The sequence below is a fragment of the Methanoculleus formosensis genome (assembly GCF_025384765.1).
GTDB lineage: Archaea > Halobacteriota > Methanomicrobia > Methanomicrobiales > Methanoculleaceae > Methanoculleus > Methanoculleus formosensis.
This window is the reverse complement of the sequence record NZ_VHLL01000003.1, coordinates 146,533-161,720: the sequence shown is the minus strand read 5'-3', so window position 1 is coordinate 161,720 and position 15,188 is coordinate 146,533. Positions and strand designations below refer to the sequence as shown.

Below are 15,188 nucleotides of genomic sequence, written 5' to 3'. Positions count from 1 at the left end.
TGCAAGTGTGGATCGCGGGAAAAGTGTACCTCTATCCGGTGGACGTACGAGGCCATGTATAAGGTTGGATCTGGTGAAAAGGGCTACGATGGGTGGGGGTGGTGGGGTCGGAGAGGGTCCGGGTGTGTTGAGGCCAGGTCAAAAAATTCGACGCTACAATCCTAATCGCCCGGTGCTTGTCGGAAAATGTTGTATCGCAACTCTTTTCAATAGCAATTACGTTAACGGTTAATTGTTGCCGGATGGTTGAATTTGTTGATAGAATCCTAATACGCGATGACAAAGTTATCTTTCGAGTTCAGCAGGATGATTTTATCGTGAGTCTTCACGATATCGAAGAGATCTTCAGCATATCGCGTCTTGATGCCAAGGTATTCGATACACTCAATCGTGCAGTTGGTTTCATCCACCCACACAACCGATCACTCCGGCTAAAAGTAGAAGCATGCGAGTACGCAACCGCCATTGAGGATGTCAAAAAATTACTGAATTCGCGGTACCGGCCGTGCTCCCCGATCCTGATCCTGCTTGGTGACTCCTTCCATAAAAAAGAAGGTCCGAGTCCTGCAGAGTATCGGATGGAAGATTCAATCCTCGGCCATGATCTGGAAGCTGATACCAGATACTCTCTGGTACATTCTCGTCAGTACGTAATCCACTGTTTGAAAAACGGCGGCCTGATATGGCAGAACGCCGACCTGAAAGACTCCCACTTCAATCAGGCTCTCGCTCCGGGCGAAGATTTTGGCAATGCTGTCGTGCAATCCGGAGCGTTTTACATGCCTGCAATCGAACGCTATGACGGTGACTTCTATACCGGCCTTGGTGAAGATGGTAAGAAACGACTTCTCGTATCGGGACATCATGTTCTCATCGTCTCCGGCCTGTACGGTCTTGTCTGCCCTCTCGAACCGGTGCAGATGTACGATTGTATCCTCGACGAGCACAACCCGAACTTCGAAATCTGGAAACTGAGCGGTTGCCTGACCCGCGTACTTGCTGATTACATCCGGAAAAATAACATCTGCCGCGTATTCGAGTTCACGTCCATCGACGATTATCGCAACGTCATAGATTGGGAATCTCTGAAAAGTACGATCAGCAGCGTAGAGGTATTCCATTGCTTGTACAAACACGCAGATGGACAGAAAGGGCTCCGATCGTTGGGGAAATTCGTCGGGAATACCTTTTTAGATCTGTCAGAGGATCAGGTCTTCCGGATTCAACCCGGCACCGAATGCGGGGATGTGATCTTCAGCGACCGGTGCTTCAGGGCCGATAAAGCGGAGAAGCGCCCCTTGCCCGAAGATTGGGGCGTGTTGCACCATGACACGATACCGGATGGGGATGTCAGAGTACAATTGGCCTACGCTGAAGATCTGCTGGTTGCCCTTTACCGTTCGCCAAAAGCCTACGCCGATGCAGGCTCATCAATCTGGCTCGGGTATGCCAAAGGGCTTGAGAAGATGTTGCATTACGAAGTCGCCCGGAGGCTGCGTGCATATATATTTTCAAAATATGCCAACGAAGCGTGGCGATTCGAGGGTTGCACATTCGGAGATCTCCCCAAACAGCTGAAAAAGATTCTGTGGGCTGAAGAGGAGAAGATCAAACAGATCAACCTGGGCGAGTGGGAATACCTTCGGGAAAACCTACAAAAGGGCGCCAGTGAGCCTTTTGTTCCGGATTTCTTCGCCGATATCCTCACTGACGCCCTTGCCTTTATTGATCGGGAGTTTGATGCGGACTACGTTCAGATTGAGACGGTATGCGAATACTTCTCCGGTCATCGGGGAAAGGCCACGCACACCGGGACGTACACGCTTGAGGATCTTCTCAAAGAGCGGAAGACGATCCTTATGCATCTCAATACGGTCATCGGGCTCCTCTACACCGAGCATCGGAAGGATCACAGCTCGCTTCTCACGGACGCACGGTGTGGTGACAGGTATGAGCGTCTCGACGCCATCCTTGCCTTGGGCAGAACCGGTGGTCACGATGTAGTAGAGCAACTCGCGGATGCACTTTCAGATCCAGACTTTCTGGTTCGTGGCTTTGCTGCCGTTTCGCTCGGCAAATTGGGGAGTAGGTGCGCATGCAAGTATCTCATGGAGAGGCACGACATAGAAACAAACTGGGAGGTCAAAAACAGAATCAGGTGTGCGTGTGAGCAGCTGGGGTGTATCTGATGCCTGCTCCCCCTGCCACCCCACCTGCGAAGATCGTCACGTCAGATTTCAGGTCGCTGGCAATGAAAGCGTTCGTGCAGTACATCGTCCGCACCATTGAGCACGAGCGTATCCGGAGTAGATGGGGCTGGCAAGAACACTTTGAGGCATACGAATGGCCGCGAGGGAGAGCGGGTTGCAGAGAAGGGATAGCAGCCCGGACGCGCTTTCATGACGCTGTCACTCGCGCCCGGGAATCAAGCGACCGGGATGCCGCCCGGCTGAAGAGCGAGGTCTGTAACGCCATCGCAGGTTGGGGAGGGATCAACGCTCCGGTATCCGAGAGCGATGTGGGCCGGATCTTCTCCACGATCGAGATCCTCTCATCTTGCAGGGATGCTGACAGCATTGATTGTCAGAACATCTTCGGACGGCGGATCGCCACGGCATCGAAGGTGTACTACCTCTCAGATCCATGGGCGTGGACGATATACGACTCACGGGTTGCGTATGCGCTGAATCAGTTTAGTTTTGCCTTCCGAAATGAGAATGCAGCAGTCTTTGACCGAATACGGGATCATATCACCTTCGCAGTGCCGGTGAGCAAAGCCATTGGCAGGAAGAGTTTGTTCGGCAATATGTGGAATGACCGGTACGCGCCGCAATGGTTTGTTCGGGCGAGTTTATTGCTGCGCGAGGTAGCATCGGCGTTGAACGCTCAGTCTTTTCCGGCGCCGCGATACGCTATCGATGATGGGGAAGGATGGGCACTCTACCACGTCGAGATGGTTCTGTTCATGCTTGGGGAGCGCCGGTGGGTTGAACAACATCATGCCTGACTTTCGGGAGAGCATCATCGAGATTCTAGGTAATTTATGGAGCCTTAAGGCGCATTAGGGCAACTATGAGCGCCATATAGTGATTGACTTAGGATATGTGGGATTGGATCTCGGAAGGTTTATTTATGGGATACATGAGTATCTAGTATGATAGGCATCGATCCGCTCTATGATAATGTTGTTGAAGCAATAAATAGGTGGAAACCTTCAGCAGAATACACCAGTGAACCGAAGTATCGGGACGATTTACAAGGGTATCTTCTTAAAGTATTAAATCGACCCGATCCGATGAGCCTCATCAACCAATCTGTGATCGTTAGAAAGGAGGCCGGAAGGGGACTTTGTGATTTAGAAGTTAATCGCAGAATCGGCATTGAGCTTAAAAGAAACCTTAAGTCAAAAGAGATGGTTGACAGGCTAACCGGCCAAATCAATAACTACGAAAGAGAGTATTCGGACATTATAATTGTTCTTGTTGGAAATACGGATACAAATCATTTTCAGCACTTACGTATGGATATTTCACGGCGTAGAGATCGAATCAACCTTATGGACCCAAAAAGATATGCAATAATTAAAAAATAAGACATTTTTTGAGATCATCCCAAAACCGTCAACAGACGGTTCCGAATAACTCTCCACCCAAAGTAATGAGTAGTATCCCAAGACACAAAGGATAGTAGAACAACTTTCACTGTTTGAAGTAAGAGCAGGTATAAATGCTACTTTACCCCCATAACGCGATCCGCTCACCTTTCCAGAGTAGGTCACAGAGGACCGCCACGCGCACTTTTCCGCCGCGAGATCCTCCAGCGCCATAGACTGACTGATCACCATGAGCTGAGCGGTCATCAAGTTTTTTATTAAGTGGCTGACCCCAAAACGGTTATCTTCCAAGCCCTTTTGCAACTTCAAGTATTCTTCATGCCTGAAGTTCTACAACAGAATCGCATATGAGATTGCTATCATCCGGATCGATCCGGTTCTCTGCAACTGTTTTTTTGAATCGAGCGGTCTACATAGGTGATCTTGACGTGGTGGAAACCGCGCGCGGGCGCGATGGGGTCGCTGGTAGTCCTCATGATTGAGGGGTCACACAATGGGGATATAAGCATTTTCTAAGGGATTTGAACCAAAATTGCGAAAGCCCCAGCCGAGATTTGAACTCGGGACCTGCTGATTACAAGTCAGCCGCTCTGCCAGCTAAGCCACTGGGGCATACCTTATAATGTGGATCGTCCGCGCTAAAAAAGATGGCGCCGGTTCTTCTCACTCCTCCCCGGCATCCCCCGGCTGATCACCATACAGCCATAGAGTCTCCCCGTCATACAGTATCCGCCGGACCCTATGATACGGAATACACGCCACGTGCGTCCCGGCGTCCACCTCCAGGTACTGCGCGTCGAGCGCAGCGACCAGGTCGCCCCGGACCGTCGAGCGGTCGCCGGGCGCCCCCCGGTCGACGTACTCGACCTCGACCCGGGAGAAGTCGTAACCGGGGTCGTGATAGAGCCGGAGCAGCAGCCGGCGGCTCGTCCGCATAGTGCGACTCTTTCGCCCCGGCGGATCATAAACATGCCGCCGTCCGCCCGGAGCACCGCTCGTTCTCCCCGCGAACCCGCGCCGTGAGGGAGAGGTCTGCAACGTTCATAACAGAGGAGCACAGAAGTACCAGCAGGATGTCGCATCTCACCGTCGATCTCGGGGGCCGGCCCGGCCTCGACTGCCGGGGATTCTGTTCGTACTGCTACTTCAAACACGTCAAGGACACGACGTCGTTCGGCTGCAAATACTGCCTCCCCTTCCAGAAGGGCTGCGACTACTGCACCCGGGGGGTGCGGGAAGGCTATGATGCGTTCAAGAGCCTCCGGACAGTCGCCGACGAGACGCTCGCAAACCTCCAGATGATGAGCGACGACGTCGACCGGATCACCATCAGCGGCGGCGGCGACCCGAGCTGCTACCCGGAGTTCCGCGACCTCGTCGAGCTCCTCGGCAGCATGGAGGTGCCGCTCCACATCGGCTACACGAGCGGCAAGGGGTTCGACGACCCGGCCATCGCCGACCACCTCATCGCAAACGGCCTTGCCGAGGTCTCCTACACCGTCTTCGCCGCCGACCCGGAACTCCGGCGGCAGTGGATGCACGACCCGACGCCGGAGGCCTCGCTCGCGGTTCTCGACCGGCTCTGCGGCGCAATCGACGTCTACGCCGCGGCGGTCGTCATACCGGGCGTCAACGACGGCGAGGTGCTCGAAGAGACCTGCGCGTGGCTTGAGGAGCGCGGCGCAAAAGGGCTGATCCTGATGCGGTTCGCGAACCGGACCGACCAGGGGCTGATCCTCGGGAACGCGCCCATCATCGAGGGGCAGCAGGTCCACACCGTCGACGAGTTCCACGAGCTCGTCACCAACCTCAACGATCGATTCTCGATGAAGATCAGCGGGACACCGCTCGGCGACCCCTCGATCGGTTCGCCGTTCGCGATCCTCCACGAGCCCGACCTCTTGAAGAAACTCCCCCGCGTCCGGAAGCGTGCGACGGTGATCACCGGGAGCGTCGCCGCCCCATTCATCCAGAGGGTCCTCTCGATCCGCGGCTCGATCGCAAGGGTCGTTGCGGTCAAAAAGGAGATCGCCTGCCTCATCACCGCCGACGACCTCGCCGGGGTGAACCTCCGAAGGCTCGAAGACGTCGTGATCCTCCCCGGCCGGGCGTTCGTCCACGACGCTGAGGCGCGAAAGATCCTCTCCGCCGACGGCGTCGACCGCGAGGTGGTGCGCGGTCCCGATATGCTGACCGCCGACGCGGAGACGAGCATGGGCATGACCCGGACGGAAGTGCTCGATAAGGAGATGGAAGGGTTCGCTGCCCTGATCAACACCATCAACCGCTACGGGCTCTGACGATCTACCAGCTCGCAGAACCGCTCAACGATCCACTCGTTCCTGACCTCGGGGTGGAAAAGGAGCCCGTAGAGAGGGAGCGAGCGGTGCCGGATCGCCTGGACGCAGCGGTCGGAAGCGGCGAGCGGTACGAACTCTCCGGGCACCTGCACGGCGTCCTCGTGCACCGTATATGCGGAAAACACCTCCCGCCCGGCAAAGAGGGGGTCGGGCGCGAGCACCCGGACGTCAACCATACCGATCTCGCAGCACGGCCCGGTGCCGCCGCCGAATGCCGCCGCGAGCGCCCGCATGCCGGAGGATATGCCGAGCACCGGCCGCTCGAACGCCGTGAGCCACCGGAACGGATGCTCGATGAATCCGGTATCCATCAGCGCCGTGCCGCAGAGGATCGCCGCATCCGCGGCCTCGAGATCCGGTGCACCGACGGCGGTGTAGTGGCGGGTCGCAAACGGCACGCCGATCCGGCAGAGCAGTCGTTCGACAGGCGCGACGAACTCGTCCCGGGAGAGCGAACCGTCCCGGCAGCAGAGATCGATCAGCAGGATCACTTCGCCACCAGCCTCGCACGCTCGATCCGCAGAACGCCGTTGTGGTTCCGGTAGACCTTCGATGTCTCTTCTATCGCGATCCTTTGAGCAAAGAAGGGGGCGTCGGTGACGAACGTCTCGAACTCCCCCCCTTCGCCGGTGAGGGTGACCTGGTACTTCCGGGCGATCGCCCGGAGTTCGTCGAGGGTGGAGTGGTCGATCTCCCTCCCGAGCCAGGAGTCGTCGAAGGGGGAGGAGAAGACGCCCTGGATGACGACTGTAAAGCCAGCGTCGATGAGTTCCTCCATGTATGCCTCCTGGTCGGCGAGCCAGAGCGGGTTGAAGCACCAGAGCCCCAGTTTCCGGCAGATCCTCTGGACCCTTGTCGCCTGGTAGACCGAGAGGATCGCCCCGGTGACGACCCCTTCGATCCCGTAGCGCTCCCTGGCGGCGAGGAGAGCCCGCTCGAGGTCAAGGAGTTCCGTCTCCTCCTCCCCCGCCGTCTCCACCTCCACGAGAGGGAATCCCGCCGCTTCAGCCTGCAGTGCGGCGAGGCAGATGTTCGGGGTGTGGAACATGTAACTCTCGGGGTTTCTGGAGACGATCGTGATCAGGCAGACCACCTCCTCCTTCTGCATCGCCTTCCAGCAGGCGAAGAGGGAGTCCTTCCCGCCGGAGAAGAGCACGCCGAGTTTCATGAGTCTTCCCGTACTGTTCTCCTCCATGGCACGATAACCCCTGCGGCGGCGGTGCCGGAAGCGGCCGGCGACAAAAGGCGGGGCCCGGCACCCCATAGGGGCGAATCGCACGATCCGCGGCCGCCGCCGTCGGGGGAGGATCGGGATTATATGGTGTCGAATCTTCATTGGGTGTGAGCACCGGGGGTGTATCGGGAGGTTTCACTATGACGGAAGTCAGGCAACATCAGGAAGGAGAGGTCGAAGTGGTGGTCAATTGTGTCCTGGTAGACTACCGGGGGGATTCCGAGTCGCGGGGCCGGATTGTCCACGCGATCCTCGAGTGGGCAGAGGAGCACCCGGAAGAGTGGAACGAACTGCAGGAACGCTGCCAGCAGCGGCACGCAGTGCCGGCGTAAGTCCCCGGAACACTCTTCTCTTCTCCGTTCTTGAGGCGGAAACTACGGCGTGCAGGTTTGTTTGTGTTCTATGGACGGTTACGCTCCGGAAATGCGACGGCTCCGGGGGAAAGCAGTGCCGGGATAAGGTGTTTGAAAAATCGAATGCGAGGGGTGAGATTCGAACTCACGAACTCCTACGAGACCAGGCCCTCAACCTGGCGCCTTTGACCTGGCTTGGCAACCCTCGCACGGGTGTGCATGGACGGAAGGTGCAGCGGTTGCGTTCTCACGCCCCGTTTACCTCATTTAATCTGTTGTCATACATAAAATACCTTTGTGCGACGGGTGCGGACACCTCCTGCCGGGAGGCGGCAGCGAGGGGTTCGCTGCCCATATCGGGCATGAAGGTCGTGGTCGGTCCGCCGTTCAGGCGGCCACCGCGCCCCGTTTCCGGCTCACGGCAATGAGACGGGCGATGTAGACCCGGGCCCAGCCGTATCCGAAGAACGCGCCGAGGATGTTGCCGACGACGATCCCCCACCAGACACCAGTCTCGCCGAAGTCCATGACGATCGCAAAGACGTAGGCGAAGACCACGATGGCACCGAGGTTCCTGAAAAACTCGACGGCAAGGGCGAAGAGACCCTTTCCCGTCCCCTCGAAGACTCCGGCGGACATCATGCCCGGCGAGACGAAGGGGTAGAAGAGGCACATCGTCATCAGGAAGGCGGTGATCCCGCCGGCAAGGTGCATGCTGCCCGTCGAGTAAGCGAAGATCCCGGAGATGGCGGGCGCGAGGAGCCAGGTGGTGATGGAGAGTCCGATACCTATGAGGATGCCCGAGCGGACTGAAATGGAGTGGGCGACCCTGAGTTTGTCATGCTTTCTGCTGCCGTAGGCCGCCCCCGAAACCGAAACGACGGCGATGGACATGGCGATGAAAGGTATCAGGGCGAAGAAGACGATCCGCCACCCGCCGGTGTAGACAGCGACGGCATCGGGCCCAGAGACGTGGACGAGGAGTACGTTGATGACCATTGCGGTGACCGACATCAGCACGAACTCGAGACTTGCGGGGATTCCGACGCCGAAGATGTCCATTGTCGTGCGCCCGTCGGGCGAGAAGCGCTTCCAGTCGAGGGTGATGTAGGTGTCCTTCCTGACCAGGAACCAGTACAGGAGGAGGGCGCAGCCAGCTACCATAGAGATGAGCGTCGCCCATGCGGCACCGGCGACACCCATGCCCGCACCGTAGATGAGGATGGGGTCGAGGGCGATGTTGAGGACGGCGGAGGCGGCGACGGCGTACATCGTCCTCCGGGTACTCCCCTCGCTCGTGAAGACGGCGTAGAGGATGTCGGAGAGGAGGATGAAGATGGTTCCGGCAAAGACGATGCTGCCGTACTCGACGGCGTATGCCGCGGTCTCCCCGGCCCCCAGGGCGAAGACGAGCGGCTCGATGAAGAGGAGGAGCGCGGGGGTTACGACGGCTGCGAGGGCGAGCACGACGGCGATGCCGTGCATGGCGACGTTGTCCGCTCCGGCTCGGTCCCCGGCCCCGATGCGGCGGGAGGCGGCCGAGATGACGCCGGCCCCAAGGCCGTTCCCGAGGCCGACGAGGATCAGGAAGATCGGGGTGACGAACCCGACGGCGGCAAGGGCGTCCGAGCCGAGGCCCGCGACCCAGACGGCGTCGGCGAGGTTGTAGGTGGCCTGGAAGAGCATGGCGACCATGATCGGGCCGGCAATCTTGAAGATGGCGCGCTTCGGGTCGCCGGTGAGAACGGCGACGCCTTCGGTGATTGTGTCCCGGCGTTCTGCCGGTTCGGAGGTGATGGCGGTGATTTCACTCATAGGTATCCTTCGGGTACGGGTTCTTTCTCCGGATGTATCGGGAGAAGAGAGTTCATGCTCTTTTGAGCACGTTCGTTCGTCGCCGGGAAGAAGCAAAGGTCTTCGCTCTCCGGGGGCATAACGATTGTGTTTTAATGCGCTGTTGCCGTCCGGGGCGATCAACAGGCTGCCGGATCCAGGTCGCCGTGCGGAGAGATAATACGGCGGAGTCTGACCCGGGGGAGGGTTGTAGACCAAGCAGGAGGAGTTCGTGGAGCAAGGGTTCGGACGGGTGGTCTTTGTCCGTGGTGCCTCCGGATCGGAAAGACTCTCGGAGAGAGACCCGGCTCCGACGCGGTTGCCGTGCCGGCGGCGGCACCCCGGCCTTGAGAGCCGGGGGTAGGCTACCCGGGTTCTCCTCTTTAAATTGAGATTTAAATAAATGGATTTTAAGCCTACTCTTTTTCGTCCTGTAACATCAGGAACGTGTTTATGGCCGTGTGACCGGGCACCGTCCCCAGAAGGCCGGCCTCCGAGAGTTCCTTGAGCAGGTTCTCATACCTCTGCGCCGACTCCTCACTCTTTCGTTCCTCGTCCCCGGGGATATTCGGATTGTACGCGTACATGGTTTCGAGGGTGTCGAGATCTTCGACGGTGCCGTCTTCCCATATCCGGGCATGCTCGTCTCCAAAACGATGAAAGCGGTAGAACTCCATGTACTCGTAACCGTCGGCCTCTCCGAAGACCCAGTTGAACTGAAAGGTCGCAATCCGCATCGACCCGTTCTTCCTCTCCTGCAGGGCATCCTCAGGTATCGCGAACGTCTCCCGGTACCTCTCCTCGAAGTAGCGGTTCATCCCGGTGAACGTCGCCCCTATTTTATCTATCGAGCCTCTCTCCATACTGGATATGGGCGAGGCCCCTCGTATAAACGTAACCCTCCGGCAACCGCGGCGTTTACCGCATGGAGCGGTGCGCCGGGTATATATTTCAACCGCTCGGAAGCTCCGGTGCGGATCTCTGTGTCAGGGTATACCCGAGGTGAGGGGTAATTTTTGGGCAGTGGGCCCAGGCACCTGTCCTAGATCTTCCCCACGCAGATGTTTCCAGGTCAGAAATATTCTGTTTCCAGATCGGAAACACTTTGTTTCTGGAACGGAAACAATCTCTTCACGGAGCAGAAACAGTATGGAAAAATCGGTACTGTCCGAACTTTTCAAAACAGAGGAGCGGATACGCATCCTCTGGTACGTCGCCGAACGAAGCCCGGTAACAGCAACGGCGGTTGCCGCGGCGACCGGAACTTCGAAAGCTCTTGTCTCGCGCTACCTGCGTCTGCTTGCCCGGAGCGGTTTCTGTACGCAGCGCGGTCGGGAGTATATCTGGAGTGGGAACGCCCAAAGTCTGGCGGTGAAACGCCTGCTTAACATCGACCTCCTTGTGGCGGCGGTTCCGCTCCCGGAATGGGCCCGGGGAGTAGGAGTGTACGGAAGTTATGCAGAGGGAACGAACACGGCCGATAGCGACCTCGACCTCTGGGTGCTGGTCGATGAGTATACACCGGATCTCGAGGTTCCTGCGGCGAGAGTCGGGAGAAGTGCGGGTGCGGCGGTCGGGACCGAGGCAAACCTGCTTATCCTCACTCCCGACAGGCTCTCCGACCTGAGGGAGACCGATCGGCCGTTCTACACCAGTCTCGTCCGGTCGAGCGTAACCCTCGGAGGTGCATCCATTGACATCTATTGAAGACTGCTTTAAAGAGAAGATGCTTCGCAGAGTCGCACCTTCCGTGGAGAAGGCGAACGAATCGCTGAACCTTGCCGCCTCCTACCTTGACGAAGCACAGCAGGTAGCCGGTCTCGGCGCAAGGAGGATAAGCCTGACGGGTGCGTACATGGCATGGTTCCACGCAGCCCGTGCGGTACTCTTCCGCGATGGTATCCGCGAAAAGAGCCACTATTGCATTGAACTGTACCTTAACCACTATGCGCAGTCAGGAGACCTCGAAGAGGAGTGGGTGTTAATGTTTTCCAGGATGCGAACACAACGCCACGAGAGCCAGTATTCGTTCGGCCCGGCGCCGACCACCACCGAGGTTCTGGCGGCTGTCGAGCATGCCGGGCAGTTTATCGAGAGGATACGGCGCCTGCTCTCCGAAACGAGCAGGAGGGAATGGAGATGATTACTCCAATGGGGCTGCACGACATCCAGCCATGAAGCCTACCGCTGGCAGTGTGTGAATCGGAAAAAACAGGATCGTGTCGGCAAAAAAGATTGCCGCCTTCATCGGATCCGCAGGTCTTCACGGGCCAGGTACCACCGGGTAAACTCCGGATCGTAGATCCAGCAGACCTTGCCCTGTGCATCGATGGCGATCTTACCCGACTCCAGGCGGTACTCGATAATCGTCTTGAACGTCTGGTACATGACCTTCCGTGGCAGGCGTTCCCACAGCGCCCGGCGGCGGTATTCGCCGTTGTACTCCCGGATGAAGTCTTCGACCATTCTGATCGTATCAAGTGTGGGGGAGTGGGCGGATCCGGCGCTTGCAGACATGGTCTCAGGGTTGTTGTATGAATCTATATAGCAAGGTGATCCGGATATACCGGAAGTGTCTACAGTGTGTCAAAACAGCCTGGAATCGGAGCGGATGAGACCCGATCAACGCACTCCCGCCGCCTTATAACGTAGCCCCCGCAACAAGGATGTGATTTTGGAGGACACTGGCGACAAATGGGTCGCCCTCTTCTTTGTTCCCACTAGTAACACTATTCTCCTTGGTGGTCACCGCCGCTCGCCCCGCCCCGTTAACCCATTCAACCCTCATTCTCCCCCCTCCAGCAATTTCGCAATCTCCTCTGGGCCCGGGAGCTGATCCCGGAGTTCCCGTGGCAGTTCTCTGACCATCCGGTAGGCGGCGACGCCGATGGGTGAGGTGGAGGACTGCAGGGCGTACTCGACGATGGTGCGGTTCTTCTCCTTACACAGTATGATGCCGATTGAGGGATTTTCACCCTCTTGGCGCTCCTGCCCGTCCAGAGCGGCCAGATAGAATTGCATCTTGCCGACGAACTCGGGCTGGAACTCACCGATCTTCAGTTCGACGGCCACCAAGCAGCGAAGCCGCCGGTGAAACAGCAGCAGATCGATAAAGTACTCTCTGTCCTCGACCTCCAGCCGGAACTGGCTCCCGATGAAGGCAAAGACTCCCCCCATGGCCCGCAGGAAGTCTTCGACTCTGCCAATCAGGGCGCGCTCCAGCTCGCGCTCGGAGTGCTCCTCTGCGAGTTCCAGGAAATCGAAGGTGTACTCGTCCTTGACGGCGAGTCTGGCCTGCGCCTGCAGTTCCGGCGTGAGTGCCCGATCGAAGTTGGTCTGGCCGAGGAGCGTCTTTTCGTAGCTCTGGTTTTCGATCTGGTGGATCAGTACGTTCTTTGACTAGCCGAATTTACGGGTCATGCGAAGGTAAAACTCACGTTCCAGCGGGTCCTTGCAACGCGACATGATAACGAGATTGTGACTCCAGCTGATTTCTCCAACCAGTGGTTGGAGTTTTTCGCTGCCATGGTACTCCAGGTAAAACTGCCGCATATACCAGAGATTCTGGATTGAGAAGCCTTTAATGCCGGGAAACTCCTGTTGAAGGTCGCCCGCCAATCGCTCGACTACCGACTTCCCCCACCCTTCATTCTTCTGTCTCTGGGCAATCATCCTGCCAATATCCCAGTACAGGCCGATCAGTTCTTTGTTGACCGCCCTGAGCGCCTGGTACTGGCCGGCACGAATGCGCTCTTTGACCTCGACAAGCAACGAGCCGTAATCCTCCGGCAGTTTAGAGACCGTCATACCCCAAGCTCCTCGAAGTTCTTCTTGATCGTCGCCGCCAGCCGCACGACCTCATCGAGATGCTTGCCGGTCGCCGGGGGCGTGTAGCCGACGACCGCCTCAAAGATGCACGCGAAGACGGCGAACGGCGTCCGGTGCTGCCGGCAGTTGATGTAGACCGGGGCAATCTGCTGCTTCGTCTCCTCGATCTCGACAAAGAGCCGGCGGGCGGTGGTGGTCTTCCCCGTCCCGTGCGGGCTGCGGAGGACCGCGCTCTTCGGGCTGCCGCCCCGGAGGGCCGGTCGGGCGAGGAGGGCGAGTTCGCGGATCTGGGCGTCGCGGTGATGGATCTCGTCGGGCATGTAGGTGAACTCGAAGACCTCGCGGTCGCGAAAGAGCGTCTGGTCGTAGCGAAGGGTTTCTCTCTGCCTCATAGGTAAGCGATCAGGGAACGGGAGTATATGAACCAGCGCCGTGGGTGGGGTGAAAGTGAAAATGGGGAACTTCAGGGTGCGTTGTCGAAGGTGTAATGTGAGAATATCCAACGGTTATGATAAACAGCCCGGTTTATTTGTCAGATTTTCTACATCTCCTACATGCTCAAGGCCGTTGTTTTCACTGGGGGCATTTTTCGGCCAAGGATCATTTGTGTGTCTGACAACTGCAGTGAATCGAATCTGATCCCCCTCTTTCACAGGAAAAATATCTTTAATCGTACCACGAATCGACCCGTGAGATGCGATTCGGCGACCATGGGTATCTATTATGTCCTTCAATAGGATCCTTGGCCCAAGTACCGTGTTAAGCTCACATCCGATGAAGATCCCACTAAAGGATTCTCTTTGTCTTTCATTTAGGAGTCTAGAGGATCCTCTTTGTCCTTTAGTTAGGATGACCAGATTCTGGATATCCTTAAGTCCGTAGTCTGAACTCGCTTCGCCTTCTTTATTTTGCTGATAATCCCTACTATATTTATACACCAATGCAGTAAACCGGATTATATCTCCTTCATCCAAATCAGCCATTTTCTTGATAGATGGATTATCATGGATCCAAACATGATCCGCAATTAGTTGATCAGTTCCATATTTTATATCCTGCAATAGAATCCTCCCATTGGGTCCAGTTTCCATGCTAATCTCATAGAAGGCAAAAGTAGCTTTAAAGGGCATTCTATTACCCTCATTGCGTGCTAAAGCGATCCTCATATCAAACCTCTTCGGAGTGCAGGGAAGTCTGCCATTTAACAATTGAGACCTATATCGTTAATGAGAAGTTCCATTTATATAATACTTCAACATTTCAGTTCCATTCGTGAATCGCCTTCACATATTCCTTCCGCAGAGTTCTTGCCACTCCTTTTGCTGTCAGGCAAGATCCCCTCTTGGTTATACCTGAAAGATAAGGAGATGATGAGGGTTGTCCCTAGGGATAAGAAGCGGGCATCAGAGTTCTCCCTTCCGCTTCTTCTCCTCGATCAGTTCGTTGAGCAGTTTCCGCACGAGCTCCGGGTTATCGAGCACGTCCTTGCCCATTGCCTCCTGCACATCCTCCCCGCCGCCGGTGAACGACCGGCCGCAGGTGGAGCAGTAGTTCGTAATCGGGGCGTAGCTGGTCTTGCAGCCGGGCACTGCACCGGTTCGCGGTGCCGCTTCTGCGAGATTCGTCGCGGGTGAGTAGGCCCGTGGCCACTGCTTTCCGGACGGCTGTAGTGGCGTAGGTTTTATCGACAGGATGGAACTCTCTGTCGGTTTGGGTTGGTGCTGTGAACGCTCCCATGCAAGGGAGGTCGGAATGGAGGTATAAAAGCGTTTGCTGACAGATCCGAGCCTGAATAATAGATGCTGCGGGTGGGATCCGAACCCACGATTTCCAGATGTCCCAGGCTTGGACGCACCGTTTTCTCGTAAACCCTATGAGTCTGGCGCCCTAACCGACTAGGCCACCGCAGCGCACAAAGTGCAGTATAACAATGTTGTATTGCCAAATAAACCTTATGGCTCACTGGA

The 15,188-nt window shown here is 56.9% G+C and carries 18 protein-coding genes and 3 tRNA genes; 7 read left to right on the top strand and 14 right to left on the bottom strand.

The features are described 5' to 3' along the window. Positions 1 to 242 precede the first annotated feature (242 nt). The 3 genes from yaaA (at position 243) to FKB36_RS07330 (ending at position 3,592) form a co-directional block, all read left to right on the top strand. On the top strand, positions 243 to 2,189 hold the full coding sequence (yaaA, locus tag FKB36_RS07340; RefSeq protein ID WP_261597415.1) for a HEAT repeat domain-containing protein: 1,947 nt from the start codon (positions 243 to 245) through the stop codon (positions 2,187 to 2,189). Then, positions 2,189 to 3,007: a hypothetical protein gene (locus FKB36_RS07335; RefSeq protein WP_261597414.1), complete on the top strand. Its 819-nt coding sequence runs from the start codon at positions 2,189 to 2,191 to the stop codon at positions 3,005 to 3,007. The genes yaaA and FKB36_RS07335 overlap by 1 nt, the downstream gene beginning before the upstream one ends. 147 nt (positions 3,008 to 3,154) lie before the next feature. Then, on the top strand, positions 3,155 to 3,592 hold the full coding sequence (locus tag FKB36_RS07330) for a hypothetical protein (RefSeq protein WP_261597413.1): 438 nt from the start codon (positions 3,155 to 3,157) through the stop codon (positions 3,590 to 3,592). A gap of 560 nt (positions 3,593 to 4,152) precedes the next feature. Here FKB36_RS07330 and FKB36_RS07325 read toward each other — a convergent pair. Both FKB36_RS07325 and FKB36_RS07320 read right to left on the bottom strand, forming a co-directional pair. Then, positions 4,153 to 4,225: transfer RNA gene (locus FKB36_RS07325), tRNA-Thr, on the bottom strand. 51 nt (positions 4,226 to 4,276) lie between these two features. After that, complete coding sequence (locus FKB36_RS07320; RefSeq protein ID WP_261597412.1) at positions 4,277 to 4,549, bottom strand: DUF504 domain-containing protein; 273 nt, start codon at positions 4,547 to 4,549, stop codon at positions 4,277 to 4,279. Positions 4,550 to 4,686: 137 nt separating this feature from the next. Between FKB36_RS07320 and mmp10 the strand changes: the two genes are divergently transcribed. Next, the gene (gene mmp10 / locus FKB36_RS07315) at positions 4,687 to 5,913 is read left to right on the top strand and encodes a methyl coenzyme M reductase-arginine methyltransferase Mmp10 (protein ID WP_261597411.1); all 1,227 of its coding nucleotides are present in this window, start codon (positions 4,687 to 4,689) and stop codon (positions 5,911 to 5,913) included. Here mmp10 and FKB36_RS07310 read toward each other — a convergent pair. Together FKB36_RS07310 and FKB36_RS07305 are read right to left on the bottom strand one after the other, a co-directional pair. Then, a complete protein-coding gene (locus FKB36_RS07310; RefSeq protein ID WP_261597410.1) occupies positions 5,901 to 6,464 on the bottom strand; it encodes a type 1 glutamine amidotransferase in 564 nt (187 codons plus the stop codon). The genes mmp10 and FKB36_RS07310 overlap by 13 nt on opposite strands. Continuing rightward, positions 6,461 to 7,141 (bottom strand): diphthine--ammonia ligase, encoded by a 681-nt coding sequence (locus FKB36_RS07305; protein WP_261597547.1) that lies wholly within the window; start codon positions 7,139 to 7,141, stop codon positions 6,461 to 6,463. The genes FKB36_RS07310 and FKB36_RS07305 overlap by 4 nt, the downstream gene beginning before the upstream one ends. A 206-nt stretch (positions 7,142 to 7,347) precedes the next feature. Here FKB36_RS07305 and FKB36_RS07300 point away from each other — a divergent pair, with 206 nt between their 5' ends. Continuing rightward, positions 7,348 to 7,539: a hypothetical protein gene (locus tag FKB36_RS07300; protein ID WP_261597407.1), complete on the top strand. Its 192-nt coding sequence runs from the start codon at positions 7,348 to 7,350 to the stop codon at positions 7,537 to 7,539. A gap of 145 nt (positions 7,540 to 7,684) precedes the next feature. Here FKB36_RS07300 and FKB36_RS07295 read toward each other — a convergent pair. From FKB36_RS07295 to FKB36_RS07285, 3 genes are all read right to left on the bottom strand, one after another. Then, positions 7,685 to 7,769, bottom strand: a tRNA-Leu gene (locus FKB36_RS07295). A 178-nt stretch (positions 7,770 to 7,947) separates the two neighbouring features. Next, positions 7,948 to 9,375 carry an MATE family efflux transporter gene (locus tag FKB36_RS07290; RefSeq protein ID WP_261597406.1) on the bottom strand — a complete coding sequence of 476 codons (1,428 nt, stop codon included), beginning with the start codon at positions 9,373 to 9,375 and terminating at the stop codon, positions 7,948 to 7,950. Between the two features lie 434 nt (positions 9,376 to 9,809). Continuing rightward, complete coding sequence (locus tag FKB36_RS07285; protein WP_261597405.1) at positions 9,810 to 10,256, bottom strand: hypothetical protein; 447 nt, start codon at positions 10,254 to 10,256, stop codon at positions 9,810 to 9,812. A 286-nt stretch (positions 10,257 to 10,542) separates the two neighbouring features. Between FKB36_RS07285 and FKB36_RS07280 the strand changes: the two genes are divergently transcribed. Together FKB36_RS07280 and FKB36_RS07275 are read left to right on the top strand one after the other, a co-directional pair. Further along, positions 10,543 to 11,100, top strand: a complete 558-nt coding sequence (locus FKB36_RS07280; RefSeq protein ID WP_261597403.1) for a nucleotidyltransferase domain-containing protein — start codon at positions 10,543 to 10,545, stop codon at positions 11,098 to 11,100. After that, positions 11,087 to 11,536: a HEPN domain-containing protein gene (locus tag FKB36_RS07275; protein WP_261597402.1), complete on the top strand. Its 450-nt coding sequence runs from the start codon at positions 11,087 to 11,089 to the stop codon at positions 11,534 to 11,536. The genes FKB36_RS07280 and FKB36_RS07275 overlap by 14 nt, the downstream gene beginning before the upstream one ends. Positions 11,537 to 11,637: 101 nt before the next feature. On the opposite strand, the gene FKB36_RS07270 is transcribed toward FKB36_RS07275, so the two are convergent. From FKB36_RS07270 to FKB36_RS07240, 7 genes are all read right to left on the bottom strand, one after another. Further along, positions 11,638 to 11,859: a hypothetical protein gene (locus FKB36_RS07270; protein ID WP_261597400.1), complete on the bottom strand. Its 222-nt coding sequence runs from the start codon at positions 11,857 to 11,859 to the stop codon at positions 11,638 to 11,640. 318 nt (positions 11,860 to 12,177) lie between these two features. Beyond that, positions 12,178 to 12,648: a DUF1016 domain-containing protein gene (locus FKB36_RS07265; protein WP_261597546.1), complete on the bottom strand. Its 471-nt coding sequence runs from the start codon at positions 12,646 to 12,648 to the stop codon at positions 12,178 to 12,180. A gap of 144 nt (positions 12,649 to 12,792) precedes the next feature. Beyond that, positions 12,793 to 13,200, bottom strand: a complete 408-nt coding sequence (locus FKB36_RS07260; protein WP_261597398.1) for a DUF1016 N-terminal domain-containing protein — start codon at positions 13,198 to 13,200, stop codon at positions 12,793 to 12,795. Beyond that, positions 13,197 to 13,613 (bottom strand): AAA family ATPase, encoded by a 417-nt coding sequence (locus FKB36_RS07255; RefSeq protein WP_261597396.1) that lies wholly within the window; start codon positions 13,611 to 13,613, stop codon positions 13,197 to 13,199. Before FKB36_RS07255 ends, FKB36_RS07260 begins: the two co-directional genes overlap by 4 nt. A 114-nt stretch (positions 13,614 to 13,727) precedes the next feature. Continuing rightward, positions 13,728 to 14,387, bottom strand: coding sequence for a hypothetical protein (locus FKB36_RS07250; protein WP_261597395.1), 660 nt, complete (start codon positions 14,385 to 14,387; stop codon positions 13,728 to 13,730). A gap of 237 nt (positions 14,388 to 14,624) precedes the next feature. Then, positions 14,625 to 14,810 carry a hypothetical protein gene (locus FKB36_RS07245; protein ID WP_261597394.1) on the bottom strand — a complete coding sequence of 62 codons (186 nt, stop codon included), beginning with the start codon at positions 14,808 to 14,810 and terminating at the stop codon, positions 14,625 to 14,627. A gap of 211 nt (positions 14,811 to 15,021) precedes the next feature. Further along, a tRNA-Met gene (locus tag FKB36_RS07240) sits at positions 15,022 to 15,131 on the bottom strand. Between the last annotated feature and the right edge of the window lie 57 nt (positions 15,132 to 15,188).

Bases quoted from the DNA above. Each gene is read 5' to 3' on its own strand.
- yaaA (WP_261597415.1), top strand. From the start codon at position 243: ATGGTTGAATTTGTTGATAGAATCCTAATACGCGATGACAAAGTTATC.
- FKB36_RS07335 (WP_261597414.1), top strand. From the start codon at position 2,189: ATGCCTGCTCCCCCTGCCACCCCACCTGCGAAGATCGTCACGTCAGAT.
- FKB36_RS07330 (WP_261597413.1), top strand. From the start codon at position 3,155: ATGATAGGCATCGATCCGCTCTATGATAATGTTGTTGAAGCAATAAAT.
- FKB36_RS07320 (WP_261597412.1), bottom strand. From the start codon at position 4,549: ATGCGGACGAGCCGCCGGCTGCTGCTCCGGCTCTATCACGACCCCGGT.
- mmp10 (WP_261597411.1), top strand. From the start codon at position 4,687: ATGTCGCATCTCACCGTCGATCTCGGGGGCCGGCCCGGCCTCGACTGC.
- FKB36_RS07305 (WP_261597547.1), bottom strand. From the start codon at position 7,141: ATGAAACTCGGCGTGCTCTTCTCCGGCGGGAAGGACTCCCTCTTCGCC.
- FKB36_RS07300 (WP_261597407.1), top strand. From the start codon at position 7,348: ATGACGGAAGTCAGGCAACATCAGGAAGGAGAGGTCGAAGTGGTGGTC.
- FKB36_RS07290 (WP_261597406.1), bottom strand. From the start codon at position 9,375: ATGAGTGAAATCACCGCCATCACCTCCGAACCGGCAGAACGCCGGGAC.
- FKB36_RS07285 (WP_261597405.1), bottom strand. From the start codon at position 10,256: ATGGAGAGAGGCTCGATAGATAAAATAGGGGCGACGTTCACCGGGATG.
- FKB36_RS07280 (WP_261597403.1), top strand. From the start codon at position 10,543: ATGGAAAAATCGGTACTGTCCGAACTTTTCAAAACAGAGGAGCGGATA.
- FKB36_RS07270 (WP_261597400.1), bottom strand. From the start codon at position 11,859: ATGGTCGAAGACTTCATCCGGGAGTACAACGGCGAATACCGCCGCCGG.
- FKB36_RS07260 (WP_261597398.1), bottom strand. From the start codon at position 13,200: ATGACGGTCTCTAAACTGCCGGAGGATTACGGCTCGTTGCTTGTCGAG.
- FKB36_RS07255 (WP_261597396.1), bottom strand. From the start codon at position 13,613: ATGAGGCAGAGAGAAACCCTTCGCTACGACCAGACGCTCTTTCGCGAC.
- FKB36_RS07250 (WP_261597395.1), bottom strand. From the start codon at position 14,387: ATGAGGATCGCTTTAGCACGCAATGAGGGTAATAGAATGCCCTTTAAA.